Raw genomic sequence first — 16,950 nt, 5'->3', positions numbered from 1 at the left:
GATGTTATCGGAATACTTTTAACGACTTCACATCGTTCTATAGACCCATTTTAGCCCGAACGAAACAACAAAAAGCCCGCTATCTCTCGCCGTAAGCGCTGCGGGCTTCTCTTCCTTGCGTATTCTTCTATTGAATACTCTTCTATTGAAAAAATACCTACTCCACGGCCGCATCCATATCCCAGCACTGAACCCGGCGCACCGCCGCGGTCCCGCCTGCCGCAAAAAATTCAATTCCGCGGCTCGCCGCAGCCGGAAATATATAGCCGCTCATCACATATTCTCCGTCATTAATGAACAGCTCCAGCGTAGACCGGTCCAAGAACAAGTGCAGCGTCAATATGTCGGGACTGCCGCCGCTGGCGATAGCACACGCCTTCATTCCTGCAACCCCTTCCCCGGCATCGGTCCGCTCGAAGACCACCTGCCCGGTCTGCGCATGATAGGCGATGACCGTCTTCTCCGCTCCGTCTGCGGAAGCGCGCACATGCATACCGAATTCCGTGGCATCCGTCGCTGCCAGATCATACTCGACGAGCAGTTCGACGCATTCGCCGGCGATGCCAGGGATCGTATGGAACTCCCGATCCCTAACCGCGAACGGCCCGGCCGATCGAGGAGCGCTCCGCAGCAGCTTCATCTCTGCTGCCGGCCGGATGAGCAGACGGTTCGTGTCCGACTGTAAGGTCAACTCCCGCGGAATGGTCATGCAGCCCGCCCATTGCTTGCCCAGCCCAGCTCCGTCCATCGGCATCCAGCCGATGAGGATTCGCCTGCCGCACGGGTCTGTCAGCGTCTGCGGCGCGTAGAAGTCGAAGCCGTAATCCAGCCTCTGGAAGGGGCCATGCTCATACCGCACCGATTCATAGTCTAGCTGTCCAACATAGTAGCCGGACGTTCTCTCGCCGCCCACCGCCGACGCACCTTCCGGCGACAGGAGCAGCACGTCCTTCCCGCCCAGGGAGAAGAAGTCCGGGCACTCATGCATATATCCCATCGTGCCGTCGCTCTCGGCGATCACGCCGGCGAACTCCCAATCGATCAAATCCGGCGATCGGTACATGACCACCTTGCCCGTATCGTTCATGCGTACGCCGACGACCATATGCCATCGCTTGCCGTGCTTCCATACCTTCGGATCGCGGAAATGAGTGTTCTGCCCCACCTCCGGCGGCGGCGCCGGAATGATCGGATTGCGGGCCGACTTTTCAAAATGAATCCCGTCCTCCGATACCGCCACGCATTGCTGCTGCAGCAGATCATCCGGAACGCCCACGGGCGTTGTGAACAAGTTCCCCGTGTAGAACAGGTGCAGCCGTCCCTCATGCTCCACGGCGCTGCCGGAGAAGCAACCGTCCCGATCATACCCCTCGCTCGGGGCGAGGGCGATCGGAAGATGCTCCCAATGGACCAGATCCGCGCTGCTCATATGCCCCCAGTGAATGTCGCCCCATTGTGCGCCGTACGGGTTATGCTGGTAGAACAGATGGTATTTCCCCTTATAATGAATCAAGCCGTTCGGATCGTTCATCCAGTGGACGGGCGGACGCGCATGATAGGCCGGCCGATGGGGATCGGCCTCCCGGCTTCCCCGTGCCCGCTCTATCGATGCCGCCGCCTTCGCGATCGCTTCTTGATGCGTTGTCGTTGATATCCGTTCCAAATCTACACCCTCTTGCTCCTATGATATGGATTTTACTTCACCGCGCCCTGTGTCACCCCTTGAATAATGTAGCGCTGCGCGAAAATATAGACGATCAGAATCGGGAGAATGACGAGCAGAACCGCGGGCAGGAACTTCTCGAAATCGGAAGTATAGCTTCCCTTGAAGACTTGGATCGCCAGCGGCAAGGTCAGCTTGTCCTTGCCTGCATTCTGCAGGATGAGCACCGGCAGCAGGAAATCGTTCCAGATCCACAATACGTTCAAAATGCCAATCGTCACGGAAGTAGGCTTCAAGATCGGAGCCACAACCTTGAAGAACGATTGCCGGCGGTTGCAGCCGTCGATATATGCCGCTTCTTCGAGTTCGCGCGGAACGCTTTTGATGAACCCGTGAAAAATAAATACCGCGAGCGAGCTGCCGAAGCCGATGTACATGAAAATAAGCGTGAGCCGCGGAGCGCTCGAGATCCACCCGAGATGATTCCCGTACAACGATACTAACGGAATCATTATCGCCTGGAACGGGATGATCATCGAGGCGACCATCATGAAGAATATCAGTTGGTTCCCCCTGGTGTTGTTCCGCACGAAGTAATGAGCCGTCATCGCGGAGAACAGCAAAATGAATACGAGGCTGGCCGCCGTAATGAGCAGCGAATTGACGAAGCTGTGAACATAGTCCATCTCGCGGATAACGGTCACGAAATGGGAGAACTGTATCGAGGACGGCAGCGCGGCCGGAGCATCGATAATGTCCGCATTGCGCTTGAACGCGTTCACGACCAGCAGATAGAACGGGAACAGAAATCCGATCAACGAGCAGAGCAGGATAACGTAGATGACGCCCTGCTTCAGGATGTGACGGGTTCGCATCAGGCTTCCACCTCCATTTTCTTCCCGATGTAGACTTGAAGGATGGTTACCGCCGCGACGAAAAAGAACAGCACGAACGCCTCCGCCTGGCCGACCCCGTAATCGTAACGCTGGAACGCCTTGTCGTACACATGCATCGAGACGAGCACCGTGCTGCCGAACGGCCCGCCCTGAGTCAGCGCATAGTTGACGTCATAGACCATGAACCCGCGCTGAAGCGACAGGAATATCGTCACGATAAAGGAGGGCACCATTAACGGAAGCACGACGCGCGTCAGCCGGGTCCAGCCCCCTGAGCCGTCGATCGTGGCCGCCTCAAGCACATCCTTCGGCACGCTGACCAGACCGGCAATGAAGATGACCATCATATAACCGGCATACTGCCATACCGTTACGATGACGAGCGCCCAGAACGCCCGCTGCTCGTCGCCCAGCCATGTTTTGGCGAACAGAAGCAGATCGTATTTTTTCCCGAAGTTCACTAAAAAATGGTTGAAAATAAACTGCCACAAAAAGCCGAGCACCAGACCGCCGATCAGATTCGGCGTAAAGAAGGCGGTCCGGAAAAAGTTCTGTCCCCGGTACCCGGAGGTAACCGCGTAGGCGAGAAAGAACGCAACCGCATTAATGAGCAGAACCGTCGCGCCGACATATTTGATCGTCAGCCAGACCGAGTCCCAGAACTTCGCATCCTGCAGCACTTCGGCATAGTTGGCCAAGCCGACGAACGGCATCTCGGAAGCAATGCCGTCCCATTGAAAGAACGTCATATAGATTCCATACATAAAAGGGATGATAATGACGGCAAAAAAACAAAATAACGCCGGTCCTGTAAAGAAGAGCCGGTGTCCCAGTCTCTTCATGAAGCTCCATTCAGAAAGCATGATGGAATCCCCCGTTTCTCTGGATGACAAACGGCCGGCCGATAGACGTGAGCAATCATCTCATCCCTCAGCCATGGCCTGCATCAATGTCACTTGCTGCTTGTCCAGTAGTCTTCGATCTCGGCCGCCAGCGCCGCCCGGTCCGCTTTGCCCGCGAGATACTTTTGCATCGAAGCGCCGAGCACCTTCCAATGATCGCCTGGCACGAAGTTCCCGGCGAACGGAATCGATTGGCCGGCATTGTTGTAAGCTTTGACGGCTTGGCCCAGGGAGTTGGCAGGCTCCAGCGCGATATTTTTGAATGCGGGCACGACGTGGGCCTTGTTCACCAGAAAATCTTGTCCCGCTTCCTCGTAGACAAGCCACTCGAGGAATTTCTTCGCGGCCGCCTGCTGCTCCTCCGTGCTCTTTTCCTTATCGACGAAAATCTGCTTCGTCGCGCCGAGCGCAATCGCCGAATTGGGCTTGTCGCCGGCATCATTGCTGACCGGCACCGGGAGGAAGCCGAATTCGCCGTCCGGATTGGACTTCTGCAGCTCGCCGATAAGCCAGTTGCCGTTGAAGGTCATCGCCGCCTCTCCCTTGGCGACCGCCGAGGCGCTTTGTTCATAGGCGACGGCCATCGGATCGTCTTTGCCTTTGTTGTATTTCTTCATCACGTCGAAGGTGTCCATCAAGCCGTTGAACACGGCATTGTCCGCGAGCGCCGCCTTGCCGGCCTTCAATTCGTCCAGAAAGTCGTTGACATCGCCGTCCGGCTGCGCCGCATACGCGAGAGCGAGGAAATGATTGCCCAGCGACCAGTCCATGCTGCCGATCGCAATCGGCGCCGTCCCGGACGCTTCGATCTGCTGGAACAGCTTCTCCAGCGCTTCGGTAGTGTTAACCGAACCCGGATCGAAGGCTCCGCCCAACGCCTTCTCGACGGCGGCCTTATTGTAGATGAGTCCATACCCTTCCACGGCGAACGGAAAAGCGATCGTCCGGCCGTCCAGTTCATTCGGCTGCGCCAGATCGCCGACCCATTTCTCGGCGGACAGGTCGGCCGCCTTGTCCTTGAACTTGGCAATATCGCCCGCGTCAAGCATCGCCAGCGTCGCAGGCGTGCCTGCCGCGTACAGGGCAGATGCCCGCTCCACCGGAGACTGGGCTTCCGTCGTCGAGATGACTTCGACCATAATGCCCGGATTGGCCTCCCTGAATTGGGCGGCGGCGGCATTCATCTCCTGCTGAATCTCCGCCTTCGAATTCAAGAAGGTGATCGTGACCTCCTGGCCGTCCCCGCCGGACTTCCCGCTTTCGCCGCCGTCCTTGCCGCAAGCAGCGGCCACCGTGGCGCATATCAGCACTGCCAGCACCAAAACCATGAACCGTGACTTCTTCATAATCCATCCCCCCATATCTTCTTGCCTATTTTTGGTTACGCTTTCAAGGCGATTATATATGACAACCGATTGACATGTCAACCGGTTGTCATAGCGGCGTAAATAAAAAGCCGTATCTTGTTGATATGGCCTCTTGTCAGCAAGTCTTTCGCTCTACCAGCGTTACCGGAACAATATTTTCCAGCGGCACCTTCTCTCCCCGAATCAGCTTGTCGATCAGATCGACCGCCAATCTGCTCATGGCCTCCAACGGCTGCCGGATGGTCGTCAATTCCGGTTCCACCAGCGAAGCAAGCGAAATATCGTCGTAGCCGATAAGCTTCATCCGGTCCGGCACCTTGATCCCAAGCGAGGAGCACACCTTCATCACATGAAGGGCAATGATATCGCTGCTGGCGAACAGCCCGTCCACTTCCGGCTCCTTCTCGAACAAGCTCCGAATCATGCGGTCGTAGCCCGAGCTCTCGAACACATCGGTGCCAAGCTCAATGACGATCGGTTCAAGCGCATGCTTCCGCAGCGTGTCAAGAAATCCTTCCAAGCGCCGGTTGCCCAGCACATCCAAGCTCAAATTGCCCGAAATATGAGCGATTCGCCGGCAGCCTCTGTCGATCAGCAATTGCGCGGCCAATACGCCGCCCTGATAGTTGTCGGACGATATGTACGGAATATCCGTGATCTGGCGGTCGAAGGTGATTACCGGCTGCCGCAGCTTCACGTACTCCTGCACGTCGAGCGTATGGCTGCCCATAATCATGCCGTCCACCCGATGGCTTTTCAGCATATTGATATATTCCTTCTCCTTCACCCGATCGAGGCGGGAATTGCACAGCAAAATCTTATAGCCCAGCGCAAAGGCGTAATTCTCGATATAATTCGCCATCTCGGCGAAAAAAGGGTGCGCAATCGTCGGAATAATGAGGCCCAGCATCATCGATCGCTTCCTTGACAGCGATCGGGCGATCTCATTCGGCCGGTATTGCAATTCGTCCATCACGCGATATACCTTGTCTCTCGTCTCTTGGCTAATATAACCGCGGTTATTCAACACGCGGGACACCGTCGTGACGGTCACGCCCGCCTTCTCCGCCACATCTTTAATCGTCGGCATGCAGCTTCCTCCTTCCTCTTGATTATGAATTAACATTAATCGATAATCCGCTGCAACACAACCCTTCCCCTGCCCGCAGCACAATGGGCAGCCCTTCCCGCAGGAAGAAGCCGCCCCCGGACAGGCCCTCCGCCGCCTGCGGCCGCGATGTACCGCGCTGTTCGCGCACGCATGATAATGGCAGACAGCCTTGCCGGCCCGAAGCAGCGCCTGAAGCTAAATCCGGTCCAAAATGCCCGCCAATAAAGCCGTGCGGCGCGCAAGCTCAGGCACCCAAATGAACTCGGACGGCGAATGCGCGCCGCCTCCGCCGACGCCAAGCCCGTCGAGAGTTGGCGTCCCGCAGGCGGCAATGAAGTTGCCGTCGCTGACGCCGCCTGTGCTGGCCTCCTCCGGCTCCAGGCTCAGTTCCTCCCGGGCTGCCGATCGGGCGATCTCATACAGCCGGGCGCTGGACTCGGTCCGCTCCATAGGCGGCCGGTTCATACCGCCGTCGATACGCAGGCGAGTGCCGGGCAGACTGGGAACAAGCCCATTCAGCCTCCCGGGGAAGCGCCGGAAGTCGTCCATCGTGTCCACACGCACATCGATCTCGGCCTCGGCATAATCCGCAATCACGTTGGCGCCGATGCCCCCGGCGATCTTGCCCACATTGATCTGGATGCCGCTGTCCGCATCGGACCACGAGTGCAGCCGGATAATCTGCCGGGCCAGCTCCTCCACCGCCGAGATGCCCGCCTCGGGATTGACGCCCGCATGGGCGGCCTGCCCTTGTACCGACAGCAGGAAGCGGCCGCTGCCTTTGCGGGCGGTCTTCAACGCTCCGTGCGGCTCCAGCGGGGGCTCAAGCACGAGAGCCGCTTCGCTCTCCCTCGCATAAGCCTCGATCCATGCCCGCGACGTCGGGCTGCCGATCTCTTCGTCGCTGTTGATGAGCAGCACGATCGACAGTGAGTCGCACAGACGCCCCTCCGCCTGCAGCAGCTTCATCGCATATAAGGCCTGGATCAAGCTGGCCTTCATATCATACACCCCAGGCCCGTAGGCCCGCTTGCCGTCCACGCGGAACGGGCGTCGGCGCGCTTCCCCGGGGGGCCATACCGTATCGGCATGGGCGACGAGCAAGATTTGGCGCGGGCCGGCGCCCATGCGGACGGCCAGCCGATCACCGTATAAATCGTTCGGCACCCGCTCCACTTTAGCCTGCAATTGCTCGCGGAACCGCTCTTCGTACCAGTCTATCACCCGATCCGTCAACGCCTTGTCCGCGGACGGGGAATCCATGTTCACGCTTTGCTCGAGCAGCGCCATCATCTCGGGAAGCCGCCGTTCCAACCGCGATAAGAAGTTCATATCCGTTCAACCTGCCTTAATGAGAATGGGAATGGGAGCCGAACAACCGATCCAGGCCGTATACCCGTTCCAAAAGGAAAATAAAGACCAGACTCAGCAAAATCATGATCGAAGAAATCGAAGCGACCAGCGGCGTCAACGACTCCTGCATATAATTGAAGATCGCCATCGGCAGCGTCGTCGTCGAAGGCGAGATTAAGAACAAGGATACCGTCACATTATCGAAGGACGTCAGGAACGCGAACACCATCCCGGAAAAAATCGCCGGCCGGATGACCGGCAGCGTAATATCCCAAAACGTGCGCACCGGATGCGCCCCCAATATGGCCGCCGCCCTCTCCAGCGTATAATCGAAGGAGCTGAGCCCCGTCAGCACAAGCCGGACGACATAAGGCACCGAGATCAGGATGTGGGACAGCAGTAGCCCGGCGAACGTTCCCGCCAGCCCGATGCGAGTGAAGAACAGCAGTGCCGAGATGCCGATAATAAGCGACGGCACGGTAAGCGGCGACAGGAGCAGCGCGTTCAGCGCCCCGCTCCCGGGCGGCTTGTACTTGTGCAGCGCGAAGGCGGCCAGCGTGCCGATGAGCGTCGCCAGGACGGCTGTCACCGCGGCCAGCTTCAAGCTGACCCAGAACGATTCGATGAACTCCGGCCGGTCCAGGATCTTCGCATACCATTGCAAGGAGAAGCCCTCCGGCGGAAAGCGAAGCACCCCTGTCGCCGTGAAGGAGGTCGGCACAATAATAAGGAGCGGCGAGACCACCAAGAAGACGACGAGAAACGCGATAATGCCCAGCGGGGAAATGCGGAACCGCCCCGTTCGGTTCGTCATGACGAGAACACCTCCTTATAACGCTTCGTCTCAACCAATTTCGTAAATACCGCCACCAGTGCAAGCGTCGATCCGAGCAGCAGGAAGGCCAGCGCCGCGCCAAGCGACCAATCATATGCCGCCATCATCTGCTCGTAGGCGATGACAGGCATCACCTTCACCGACGTGCCGCCCATCAGGGCCGGCGTGACGAATGCGCTCATCGCCAGGCTGAACACCAGCGTCGTTCCGGCGAATATGCCCGGCATGCTGAGCGGCAAAGTAACGCTGAAGAACATGCGCAGCCGCGACGCGCCGAGAATGCCGGCCGCTTTATACAGAGAGGCGTCTACGGCATAAAGGCTGGTGGCGATGGCCAGCACCATATAGACGATCAGAGCGTCCGTCAAGCCGATAACGACGCCGAGCTCGTTGTACAGCAGGCGTAGCGGGCTGTCGATCAGGCCCAGCGCGAGCAGGCTGTTGTTGATGAAGCCATTGTCGCCCAGAATGACGACCCAGCCGAAATTGCGAATCACGACGCTAATCAGATGCGGCGAAATGATCAGAAAGGTAATCAGCCCCCTCATCTTCGGCGTGGCCCGGGCCATATACATGGCGACCGGGTAGCCGAGGATAAGGCAAGCCAGGACGGTATACGCGCTCAGCCTGACCGTCCGCCACAGTACCTCCGCATAGTACACATCCTCGAAAAACAGCCGGTACGGCGCGAGCGTCCAGTCTCCCGCCCCCCCGTCCTCCCGAACGCTGATAAGGAACATATACAGCATCGGCAGGAGAAATACGCCGAGGATGACGATAAGACTCGGCGCGAGAAGCAGCAGCGCCATCCATGACTTCCGTCGGTCCTGCTTCATCCGTCACGCCTCCCCTCGCGGGAAGACGAGCACATCCGCCTCGTCCCACCTCAGCTTGACGGCCTGTCCCTGGGCCGCGGCCATGCCCCGGCGCGGCGAGTGCGTCCGCACCGTGATGGCGCCGCCCGCCGTATGGACAACCATCTCGCCATAGGCGCCCAGATAGGACAGCAAGCTTATCGTCCCCGCTGCCGTATTCGGCTCCTCGCTCGCCGGCCCGCCCGTCTCTTGCCCGAATTCGACCCGGATATGCTCCGGCCGCACATAAACGTGCACAGGCTCTCCCTCCCGGAACGGGTAACGCTGCCGTCCGGCCCGGAACCGCAGGCCGCCCGCAATCCTCAGCTCGCCGCCTTGCTCGCCGGCGGAGATGACCTCGGCCGCGAACCGGTTCGACTTTCCTATGAATTCATGCACGAAGGCGGTGGCCGGCGCCTCGTATATTTGATCAGGCGTGCCGATCTGTTCCACCGCGCCATGGTTCAGCACGACAATCCGATCGGACAAGTACATCGCCTCTTCCTGATCATGGGTGACGAAGATGGTCGTGACACCGATGTCCTGCTGGAGCCGTTTCAATTCCTCCCGCAGCTCCTCCCTAAGCTTGGCGTCCAGGTTGCTGAGAGGCTCGTCGAGCAGCAGCAGGGACGGCTCGGTGACCAGCGCCCGGGCAATCGCGATGCGCTGGCGCTGTCCCCCGGACAGCTGCTTCGGATAGCGGTCCGCCACATGCGGCAGCTTGACGAGATCAAGCACCTTCCGGACGCGCGCCGCTGTCTCTCCCTTCGGCGTCTTTCTCAATTTCAGGCCGTAAGCGACATTCTCGCCAACCGTCATATGCGGAAAAAGCGAATAGGTCTGGAACACCATGCCCAGATCGCGCCTGTTCGCCGGAATCCCCCGCATCGAGCGGCCCTTGATGCGCAGCTCCCCGCCGTCCGGCTCGAGGAAGCCGGCAATCATGTTCAAGGTCGTCGTCTTCCCGCAGCCCGACGGGCCGAGGAAGGTGACGCATTCTCCCCGCTCCACCGCCAGATCGAACCGGTCAACGACGACCGTTCCACCGAACCGCTTGTGGATGTTCTGCAATTCTACATCGTATGTGATCGTCATGAGCCTGCCTCCGTCCTGTCATCGGTTTGCTTGCTATTTGCCTACCAGAGGCGCGACCTCTTTGTTGAACGTGTCGAGCCATTGCTTCGTGTTGTCGCTAATCGTACCGTAATCGAACGGGACGATGAGGCTCTTGTCGAAGTCCAGCAGCTTCGCCGTCTCTTCCGGAAGCTGCACATCGACTGCCGTGTTGTAATACAGCTTCGTCGCATACAGCGTCTGCACCTCATCCGTCAACAAGAAATCAATGAATGCCGCGGCGGCCTTCGGATGCTTCGCGCCCTTCACCAGCGAAGCGACGTTCGGGACGATGTTGGCCCCTTCCTTCGGAATGACGAATTCCAATTCCACGCCCTGATCCTTCTGCACGATGCTGCGGGCCATCGTCCATGCCGTATAGACGGACGTATTGTTCTGCAGATTCTGCTGCAGCTGCGCCGCCGTCTTGGCGAAGGTCGGCATATATCCGGCAATCTGCTTCAGCTTCTCGAACCCCGGTGCCATCTCCCGCTCCGAGCCGCCGTTCGCGTAGGCTAGCATAATCGTCGCCGAACGGCCGAAGTTGCTGGACATCTCCGTCAACGTAAGATTGCCCTTCATCTCGGGACGGGCCAGATCATTCCACGATTCCGGCACGGGAAGCCCTCTCTCCTGCGCCAGCTTCGCATTGTACGAGATGCCCATCGGCGTATAATTCACCGTCACGCCGCTGTTCTCTGCCACGGCCAACGCCCCGTCCACCTTGGACATGTTCGGCACGGCGGAGGGATCGAGCGGCTCCCACAGACCTTTGACCCGGCCCGCCTCCTGCTCGCCGCCCTCGATGACGACGAGATCGATCTGCGGCGCTCCTTGCTGTGCGGTCACCTTGGCGACAATATCCGTCGATACCCCGGACACATAGGAGAGCTTCACGTCGGGATACTTGGCATTGAACTTTTTGAAAATCTCATCCTTCATCAACGCCTCTACGGTGGCGCCATTGCCCGCTACGACCAGTTCAACTTCCAGCCCCGATGAATTGGAACCGCTTCCATTTCCGGCTGCGGATTGGGACGTCCCGCAAGCGGCCAGCAGCGACGCCGCTAACGCACACAGCAGAAGCAGCGACACCCATTGTCGTCTTTTCATCATCATTCCCCCTCCATTTTGTTCACTATTAGTGAACATTGTTCATAATTAGTGAAACTTGGTTTGATTTTAGCACAGGGGCATGGTATGTTCAATATACAACAATGATATTTGTCACTTTTTAACACATGAAAATAGGGTATTATTCGACAAATTGATAAGCAATATCTTGCGCGCTGGCCTTGCCGGAATCCGGCAAGTGCGAAGGCCAGCAGGAGTAGGAGAGAAAATATGGAGCATTATCTGACCTCCGTACAGAAATGCTGTACGCTGCTGAAATTATTTCTTCGTGGCGGCAAAGAGTGGGGAGTGACGGATCTGAGCCGGGAATTGAAATGGTCCAAAGGCGCCGTTCACAAGATGCTGTCCACGCTGGAGAGCGAAGGCTTCATCAAGCAAAACCCGCGAACCAAGCTGTATTCGCTTGGCTACACCTTGCTGGAACTGGGCAACAAGGTGAAGAACGACGATGATGTGGTCGGCTTCGCGCGGCCGTATTTGCAGCAACTGGCCGACGCCACGAAGGAATCAGTCTGCCTGTGCATTCGGGATCATATGGATGCGATCTATGTGGACAAGCTCGATTCCCCCCTTCCGATTCGCTTCATTATTGACGCGTACCGGCGGTTCCCGCTCTATGCGACCAGCGCTTCCCGCGTCATCCTTGCCTATGGCCCCGAGACGCTTCAGGAGGCGGTGCTGAACGAGCCGATGACGGCGTTCACCAGCCACTCCATCACTGAACCGGAGCAGCTTCGCCTGCGTCTGGAACAAATCCGGAGCCGGGGCTATGAGATCAGCTCCAATATGCGCAATATCGGCGTCACCGGCATTGCGGCGCCCATCTTCCAGAGCGACGGCAGCGTCCTCGCCTCCATCAGTCTGATCGGGCCAAGCGAGCGGATGGAGCAGCATGCGGAGCGCTGGCTCGCCCTGGTGCTCCAGACGACGCAGGACATGTCGCGCCTGAACGGATATCTGTGAACCGCCCTCCAGCGTGAAAAAGCCGGAACTCGGGATCCCTATCCCCGTTCCGGCTTCTTCCCGTTGCACGGAGCAGCCGGGCATGCATCCCTTCCGATGCAGTCCCCGCTCCGTGCCGATTCATTTGCGAATTAATTCAATCCATGTTGAATCGTAGAACTCAACCTTCTGCAGCCACAGCCCCAGCATAAAGGCCACCGAACGAACAGGGACATAGAGCTGGCCGTCCCGCAGCTCCGGCGCTTCCGGCAGGTCGATCTCCAGGCCGCCCACGGTCGCCTTCTTGCTGTTCAGTTCGAGCTGCGTCACGGCGCCCGTAATATCGTCGACGAGCGAGAGCTTCGTCTTGCTGTCCCAGGTCAGCGTCGCATCGAACTGCTCCGCCACATGGCGCAGCGGAACCATTAACGTTCCGTTCTTGATATACGGCTGCAGCATGTCATACGGATCGTATGTAGTATCCGCCCCCGGCACAGGCATCAGCAGGCTTGCCGTTCGCGCGGTCGCTCCCGACTGCTTCAGCCATTGGCGCGCCAGCGATCCTGCTTCGAAATGCCGCAGCCACTTGCCTGGCGTCATCTCCGGATCGTCCAGCGCGACCGCATTCGTCATATCCATCTCGTCCGCCTTGACGTCCTCGTTCAAGCGGCCCATCTCCGAAGTCTGACGAATCGTGATGGAGGAGAACGGCGCACCCGCGGAGGATGGGAGCGCGATCGTAAGCTGAAGCTTGGATTTGCGGATGTTCAACTCCCCGTCCGCATACAGATCCATGACCAGCTTCGTCGCCGGACCGAGCAGCGCTTCCGCATCCGGAGCGTATGCCGGCAAATCTTTTTCCAACTGCTCCAGGCCGGCCAGCAGTTCCGGCGCGTACTCCATGAACGATTCGTATAAGGACAATCCCGCTGCTTCGCCATCGTTCAACACATCAGGCAGCACGTCCTGATCCAGCGGCATATCGTCCAGCGCCCCGGTGGCAGCCGGATAGAGCAGGCGGCCGGCCGATACGAACCACTGCTTCAGCCCTTCCTTGTCCTTCATCGCGGCTCGAAGCAGCTCCTTCGCCCACGGCAGAAGCTCATCGCCCCCGAATTCCAGATGCACCTGCTTCAGCGCCAGGTTCTCCCCCAGCACCGGTTCCGTGACGGGCTTCACGGAAATATTGCTCGGATTGGGCGCATACTTGCCGAACAGCTCCAGCGCGAGGCGGCCGATGGCCCGCGTATCCTCTGTCGTCAATGGGGACACGCCCCAGGACGGATCCGCAGCTTCGGAAATGATGATCGGAGCCGCCGCACCGTCGATCCAGGCGGTGACCGCCCGATCCTTCAAGCCTAGCCGGAACGGAAGCTGGCGGCCCGCCGCCTTGAACACGCCTTCCATCGACATGCGCTGGTCATCTTGCACCTTCGTATCGACCGTCAATTCAGCCCCGTCGATCATTTGCAGCGCCGCCGCATCTTCCGCCGGCACCTCGTTCTTCGCCGCTTCGATATCAATCGAGACCGTCTGCTTCCCTTCGTAAGACGTGACCTCCATCTGCTTCAGCAGCAGCTTCGGCACATCCAGTCCGCCGATCGGCTGACAGCCTGCCAATACAAGCAGGAGAGCCGCCAGACCCGCGCATACCCAATGCCTCCCTCTCACATTACCTCTCCCCTTCCATTCAGGAAAATGTTACCCCGATTTCATTATGACGACCGCGGGGAAATGTGTAAAGCAATAATCCGGCGTTCGTTAACGGCGGTATCGCCCCCTTGCTCAGCAGGAGCTCAGACACGGATGCTGCCAAACGATCAAAGCACAGGCAGCGCCGCGATCCGGGGCTTTGCGATCCAACTCTTCGACCGTAACAAGCTTGTCGATTATCGGCGACAGCGCGAGCGGAAGCGTAATGGTAAAGAGCGAATCGCGGGATGATAACGGATTTGTCGAGGTTTCCGTCAACTGGAATGAGCTGTAAGCAGGATATTGACGCCGCCGGGGAAGGTCGCAGCAAAGGGGCTGTCCAATAAGTAGTTTTTTAGCTGCAGCGGACAGCCCACCCCGGCTTCTCTCGGCGAAGTGGCTGAAAAAACTGCGAATATCAGGCTGTTGAGAAAGTCCTAGGGTTTTTTTGGCACTTCATTTTTTATGTGGTGGATCTCGTCTCTCCGTAGAAAAAATCGAATTAAAACGCTATGCGTGCCAAGTTTTGAGTAGGAAAATGGACAATCTCCACCCCTTCGCAAAAAACAGGGGTTTTCCAACGACCTGAAAACTGCACCATTTCCCTAGACACGTCTATCCGGTAGGCGAAATCCGTAAAACTACACGATTTCTCCAGACACTTCTATTCGGTAAGCAAAATCCTGCGCAAATACAGCAATTCGATAATGACGACTTTACCAGAAAGGGAATCCTGCAAAACTGCAGGAATTTCACCCGTTTCGCTTCGACTTGAAGCAAAAGGGCCATAAATGATGTAGATTTGCAGCAATTCCTCAGGATGTGGACTCATTGAGCCGAAATTCCTGTAAAATAGCAGCAATTCCCTCGACACGTTCAAGCCACGAGAGGCAACGATGCCTCCTGAAGGCAACGAGGCGATGATACCCCCAGGATCCGAGCGGTCCCTTGGATCCCGTAAAATCAGGCCGTTGAGAAGTCTGTGGGAATTTTCCCCACTTCATTTTTTATATGGTGGATCTCGTCTCTCAGTAGAAAAAACTCGACTTACAACGCTTTGAGTGTGCCAAGTTTTGATTAGGTAAATGGACATCTCCACCCCTTCGTAAAAAACAGGGTTTTTCCAACAGCCTGGAATATGCAGTTTTCCATGGTGACGTGTACTCCGGTACAGGAGTTCCTGCAAAACTGCATCAATTTCCGGCTTTCTAATAGATTCAAGACAAAAATTGATGAAAAATAATGTACTTTTGCAGGACTTCGCTCAAATAGTGCCTCAAATAACATAAATTGCTGCATTCACGCAGGATTTCATTGTCTCATCGATCTTCACATCATTCTCGACCGTATTCCGCAGGAAGGCAGGGGCCTATCCTCCGTCTTCCGCAAGAAGGCAGGCGGCCTATCCTCCGTATTCCGCAGGAAGGCAGGAGCTTATCCTCCGTCTTCCACAAGAAGGCACGCGGCCTATCCTCCATCTTCCACCGCTTTGCCCGCCGCCATTTTTCCCGCCTCCCTATTCTCTGTTGACCCGTTACCCCCCTCATTATGCAATGCCTGCCTATGCCCCCCTTCCAATTGCTCTTTACTGCTTCTGCCGCTCCTACTCGCTCCTACTGCAAGAAGGTCAGTAACTGATTTACAGATAAATAGAGCAACCAGAGAAAGGCGAGTCCCGCAATGATATTCGTGAACCAGCCGTTCGTGCGGCTGCCGAGCACCTTTTTGTTATTGCCGAGCAAGAGCAGCACGATGGCGATGAGCGGCGCTCCGAGAACCGTCGTCGCCTGTGCCATAATAATCAATTGAATCGGATTGGCCTCGGCCAATATCGCGATCAGCGTGCTCCCCGCCAGGAGCAGGGAAGTGAAGATTTTGACGCTCTTGTCGTTCAATGTCCGCCCCCAGCCGAAGCCGTCCGACAGCAGCATTCCCCCTAAGACGGCGTTGGCGACGAAGGAAGAGAAGGAGGCCGCGAACAGCCCGAGGAGGAACAGCCATTTCGCAAGCGGACCAAGCAGCGGCTCCAGCTGAATGGCCATGTCAAGGGCGCTCTGCACCTGAATGCCTTGGGGAGCGAGCACGGCAGCCGATGTAATCATAATGATGATGGTCAGACCGCACAGGACCGCGATCCCGACGACGGCGCTGGCGTTGCTCTTGCGCAGATCTTGCGGCTGCCATCCCTTGCCCTGAACCATATAGGCTTGACCGGCCGCTCCGGCAATGCTGAAGCTTGTCGCCGAGATGGCGATGACCAACCCCCAGATCGCGGGCGGCGAAGGCACGAAGCCGGCGGCCAGGGTGCCCAGATCCGGCGAGATGCGGAAAAGGTTCCCAATGAAGGCGATGATCATCAGAATGACCATTAGCATCATCACCTTTTCCAATAGCTTGTAGAAGTTGCTGGAAGTCCATATAAAGATGAGGGCGATGACGAGAAAGACCCCCGCCCACAAGGCGATGCCTCCGCCAAATGCGGTGTCGAAGGCCAGGCCGACGCCAATGTTGTTGCCGGTCTGGAAGCCGGCCGTGATCAGGAACACGCTTAACCCGATAAGGATGGCCAGCCAGCGCCCGTATTGCTGCTGAACGATGAAGAGCAGCGAGTCCCGGTTCAGGCAGCCGATCTTGCCGGCAATGACGGTGAACGCGGACATAAATACGGCAGCGATGACAAGCACCCACAGCACCGAGTACTGCATAAGCGCCCCGGCGCTGCTGCTGACCGTAATGCTCCCCGGACCGAGGACGGTTGCGGCGGTAATGAAGCCCGGGCCGAGAAGGAGCAAGCATTTCCTCCATAGTCTGCTCTGATTGCGGGCTGGATTCAGCTCCGTGTCGAAGTTGCTCAACAGGTCCACCTCCCAAAATATAAAGCGCTTACATGAATTATACTCGGGAGATTTTCCGATCAGCCGACTTTAAAATGTCTCTAATTATGTCCTCTTCACAGGATAACACTAAAGTGAAAGACTGAAATAAAATTAGCCCCTCCTCATCAAATCGTACGTGAGGTTTTCCCTCTTACGGCTTCCAGGTGTTCGTCCTTCATGCGTGTGAAACTCATAATATAGCGGTCAACTGA

16 protein-coding genes are annotated in these 16,950 nt (G+C 57.5%); 2 read left to right on the top strand and 14 right to left on the bottom strand.

Annotated elements, in window-relative coordinates; all coding sequences use genetic code 11:
• Positions 1-157: 157 nt before the first annotated feature.
• From NNL35_RS11595 to NNL35_RS11545, 11 genes are all read right to left on the bottom strand, one after another.
• Positions 158-1,663, bottom strand: a complete 1,506-nt coding sequence (locus NNL35_RS11595) for a glycoside hydrolase family 32 protein (RefSeq protein ID WP_006680000.1) — start codon at positions 1,661-1,663, stop codon at positions 158-160.
• A gap of 32 nt (positions 1,664-1,695) precedes the next feature.
• A complete protein-coding gene (locus NNL35_RS11590; protein ID WP_006680001.1) occupies positions 1,696-2,538 on the bottom strand; it encodes a carbohydrate ABC transporter permease in 843 nt (280 codons plus the stop codon).
• Complete coding sequence (locus tag NNL35_RS11585) at positions 2,538-3,422, bottom strand: carbohydrate ABC transporter permease (protein ID WP_006680002.1); 885 nt, start codon at positions 3,420-3,422, stop codon at positions 2,538-2,540. Before NNL35_RS11585 ends, NNL35_RS11590 begins: the two co-directional genes overlap by 1 nt.
• An 89-nt stretch (positions 3,423-3,511) precedes the next feature.
• Positions 3,512-4,807: an ABC transporter substrate-binding protein gene (locus NNL35_RS11580; protein ID WP_040734528.1), complete on the bottom strand. Its 1,296-nt coding sequence runs from the start codon at positions 4,805-4,807 to the stop codon at positions 3,512-3,514.
• Positions 4,808-4,943: 136 nt separating this feature from the next.
• Positions 4,944-5,918, bottom strand: a complete 975-nt coding sequence (locus NNL35_RS11575; protein WP_006680004.1) for a LacI family DNA-binding transcriptional regulator — start codon at positions 5,916-5,918, stop codon at positions 4,944-4,946.
• Positions 5,919-5,940: 22 nt separating this feature from the next.
• Complete coding sequence (locus tag NNL35_RS11570; protein ID WP_254553376.1) at positions 5,941-6,087, bottom strand: hypothetical protein; 147 nt, start codon at positions 6,085-6,087, stop codon at positions 5,941-5,943.
• Between the two features lie 47 nt (positions 6,088-6,134).
• Positions 6,135-7,271 carry a M20 family metallopeptidase gene (locus tag NNL35_RS11565; protein WP_006680005.1) on the bottom strand — a complete coding sequence of 379 codons (1,137 nt, stop codon included), beginning with the start codon at positions 7,269-7,271 and terminating at the stop codon, positions 6,135-6,137.
• Between the two features lie 16 nt (positions 7,272-7,287).
• Complete coding sequence (locus NNL35_RS11560) at positions 7,288-8,106, bottom strand: ABC transporter permease (protein ID WP_006680006.1); 819 nt, start codon at positions 8,104-8,106, stop codon at positions 7,288-7,290.
• A complete protein-coding gene (locus NNL35_RS11555; RefSeq protein WP_006680007.1) occupies positions 8,103-8,963 on the bottom strand; it encodes an ABC transporter permease in 861 nt (286 codons plus the stop codon). Before NNL35_RS11555 ends, NNL35_RS11560 begins: the two co-directional genes overlap by 4 nt.
• Before the next feature lie 3 nt (positions 8,964-8,966).
• Positions 8,967-10,076, bottom strand: coding sequence for an ABC transporter ATP-binding protein (locus tag NNL35_RS11550; protein ID WP_006680008.1), 1,110 nt, complete (start codon positions 10,074-10,076; stop codon positions 8,967-8,969).
• A gap of 33 nt (positions 10,077-10,109) precedes the next feature.
• Positions 10,110-11,207: an extracellular solute-binding protein gene (locus NNL35_RS11545; protein ID WP_040734537.1), complete on the bottom strand. Its 1,098-nt coding sequence runs from the start codon at positions 11,205-11,207 to the stop codon at positions 10,110-10,112.
• Between the two features lie 231 nt (positions 11,208-11,438).
• On the opposite strand from NNL35_RS11545, the gene NNL35_RS11540 reads away from it, so the two are divergent.
• Positions 11,439-12,191 carry an IclR family transcriptional regulator gene (locus NNL35_RS11540; RefSeq protein ID WP_006680010.1) on the top strand — a complete coding sequence of 251 codons (753 nt, stop codon included), beginning with the start codon at positions 11,439-11,441 and terminating at the stop codon, positions 12,189-12,191.
• Positions 12,192-12,311: 120 nt separating this feature from the next.
• Here the strand turns inward: NNL35_RS11540 and NNL35_RS11535 are convergent, their stop codons facing one another.
• A complete protein-coding gene (locus tag NNL35_RS11535) occupies positions 12,312-13,841 on the bottom strand; it encodes a copper amine oxidase N-terminal domain-containing protein (protein ID WP_006680011.1) in 1,530 nt (509 codons plus the stop codon).
• A gap of 135 nt (positions 13,842-13,976) precedes the next feature.
• Here NNL35_RS11535 and NNL35_RS11530 point away from each other — a divergent pair, with 135 nt between their 5' ends.
• The gene (locus NNL35_RS11530; RefSeq protein WP_158000485.1) at positions 13,977-14,114 is read left to right on the top strand and encodes a hypothetical protein; all 138 of its coding nucleotides are present in this window, start codon (positions 13,977-13,979) and stop codon (positions 14,112-14,114) included.
• A 412-nt stretch (positions 14,115-14,526) separates the two neighbouring features.
• Here the strand turns inward: NNL35_RS11530 and NNL35_RS11525 are convergent, their stop codons facing one another.
• A complete protein-coding gene (locus tag NNL35_RS11525; protein ID WP_254553375.1) occupies positions 14,527-14,694 on the bottom strand; it encodes a hypothetical protein in 168 nt (55 codons plus the stop codon).
• A 781-nt stretch (positions 14,695-15,475) separates the two neighbouring features.
• Positions 15,476-16,726, bottom strand: a complete 1,251-nt coding sequence (locus NNL35_RS11520; protein ID WP_420798535.1) for an NRAMP family divalent metal transporter — start codon at positions 16,724-16,726, stop codon at positions 15,476-15,478.
• Positions 16,727-16,950: the final 224 nt, after the last annotated feature.

The sequence above is a fragment of the Paenibacillus dendritiformis genome, from assembly GCF_945605565.1.
Taxonomy (GTDB): Bacteria; Bacillota; Bacilli; order Paenibacillales; family Paenibacillaceae; genus Paenibacillus_B; species Paenibacillus_B dendritiformis_A.
The sequence above is the reverse complement of the archived record's forward strand: the minus strand, read 5'-3'. Positions and strand labels throughout refer to the sequence as shown.

Bases quoted from the DNA above. Each gene is read 5' to 3' on its own strand.
- NNL35_RS11585 (WP_006680002.1), bottom strand. From the start codon at position 3,422: ATGCTTTCTGAATGGAGCTTCATGAAGAGACTGGGACACCGGCTCTTC.
- NNL35_RS11555 (WP_006680007.1), bottom strand. From the start codon at position 8,963: ATGAAGCAGGACCGACGGAAGTCATGGATGGCGCTGCTGCTTCTCGCG.
- NNL35_RS11565 (WP_006680005.1), bottom strand. From the start codon at position 7,271: ATGAACTTCTTATCGCGGTTGGAACGGCGGCTTCCCGAGATGATGGCG.
- NNL35_RS11545 (WP_040734537.1), bottom strand. From the start codon at position 11,207: ATGAAAAGACGACAATGGGTGTCGCTGCTTCTGCTGTGTGCGTTAGCG.
- NNL35_RS11540 (WP_006680010.1), top strand. From the start codon at position 11,439: ATGGAGCATTATCTGACCTCCGTACAGAAATGCTGTACGCTGCTGAAA.
- NNL35_RS11575 (WP_006680004.1), bottom strand. From the start codon at position 5,918: ATGCCGACGATTAAAGATGTGGCGGAGAAGGCGGGCGTGACCGTCACG.
- NNL35_RS11580 (WP_040734528.1), bottom strand. From the start codon at position 4,807: ATGAAGAAGTCACGGTTCATGGTTTTGGTGCTGGCAGTGCTGATATGC.
- NNL35_RS11530 (WP_158000485.1), top strand. From the start codon at position 13,977: ATGCTGCCAAACGATCAAAGCACAGGCAGCGCCGCGATCCGGGGCTTT.
- NNL35_RS11550 (WP_006680008.1), bottom strand. From the start codon at position 10,076: ATGACGATCACATACGATGTAGAATTGCAGAACATCCACAAGCGGTTC.
- NNL35_RS11560 (WP_006680006.1), bottom strand. From the start codon at position 8,106: ATGACGAACCGAACGGGGCGGTTCCGCATTTCCCCGCTGGGCATTATC.
- NNL35_RS11525 (WP_254553375.1), bottom strand. From the start codon at position 14,694: ATGAGTCCACATCCTGAGGAATTGCTGCAAATCTACATCATTTATGGC.
- NNL35_RS11590 (WP_006680001.1), bottom strand. From the start codon at position 2,538: ATGCGAACCCGTCACATCCTGAAGCAGGGCGTCATCTACGTTATCCTG.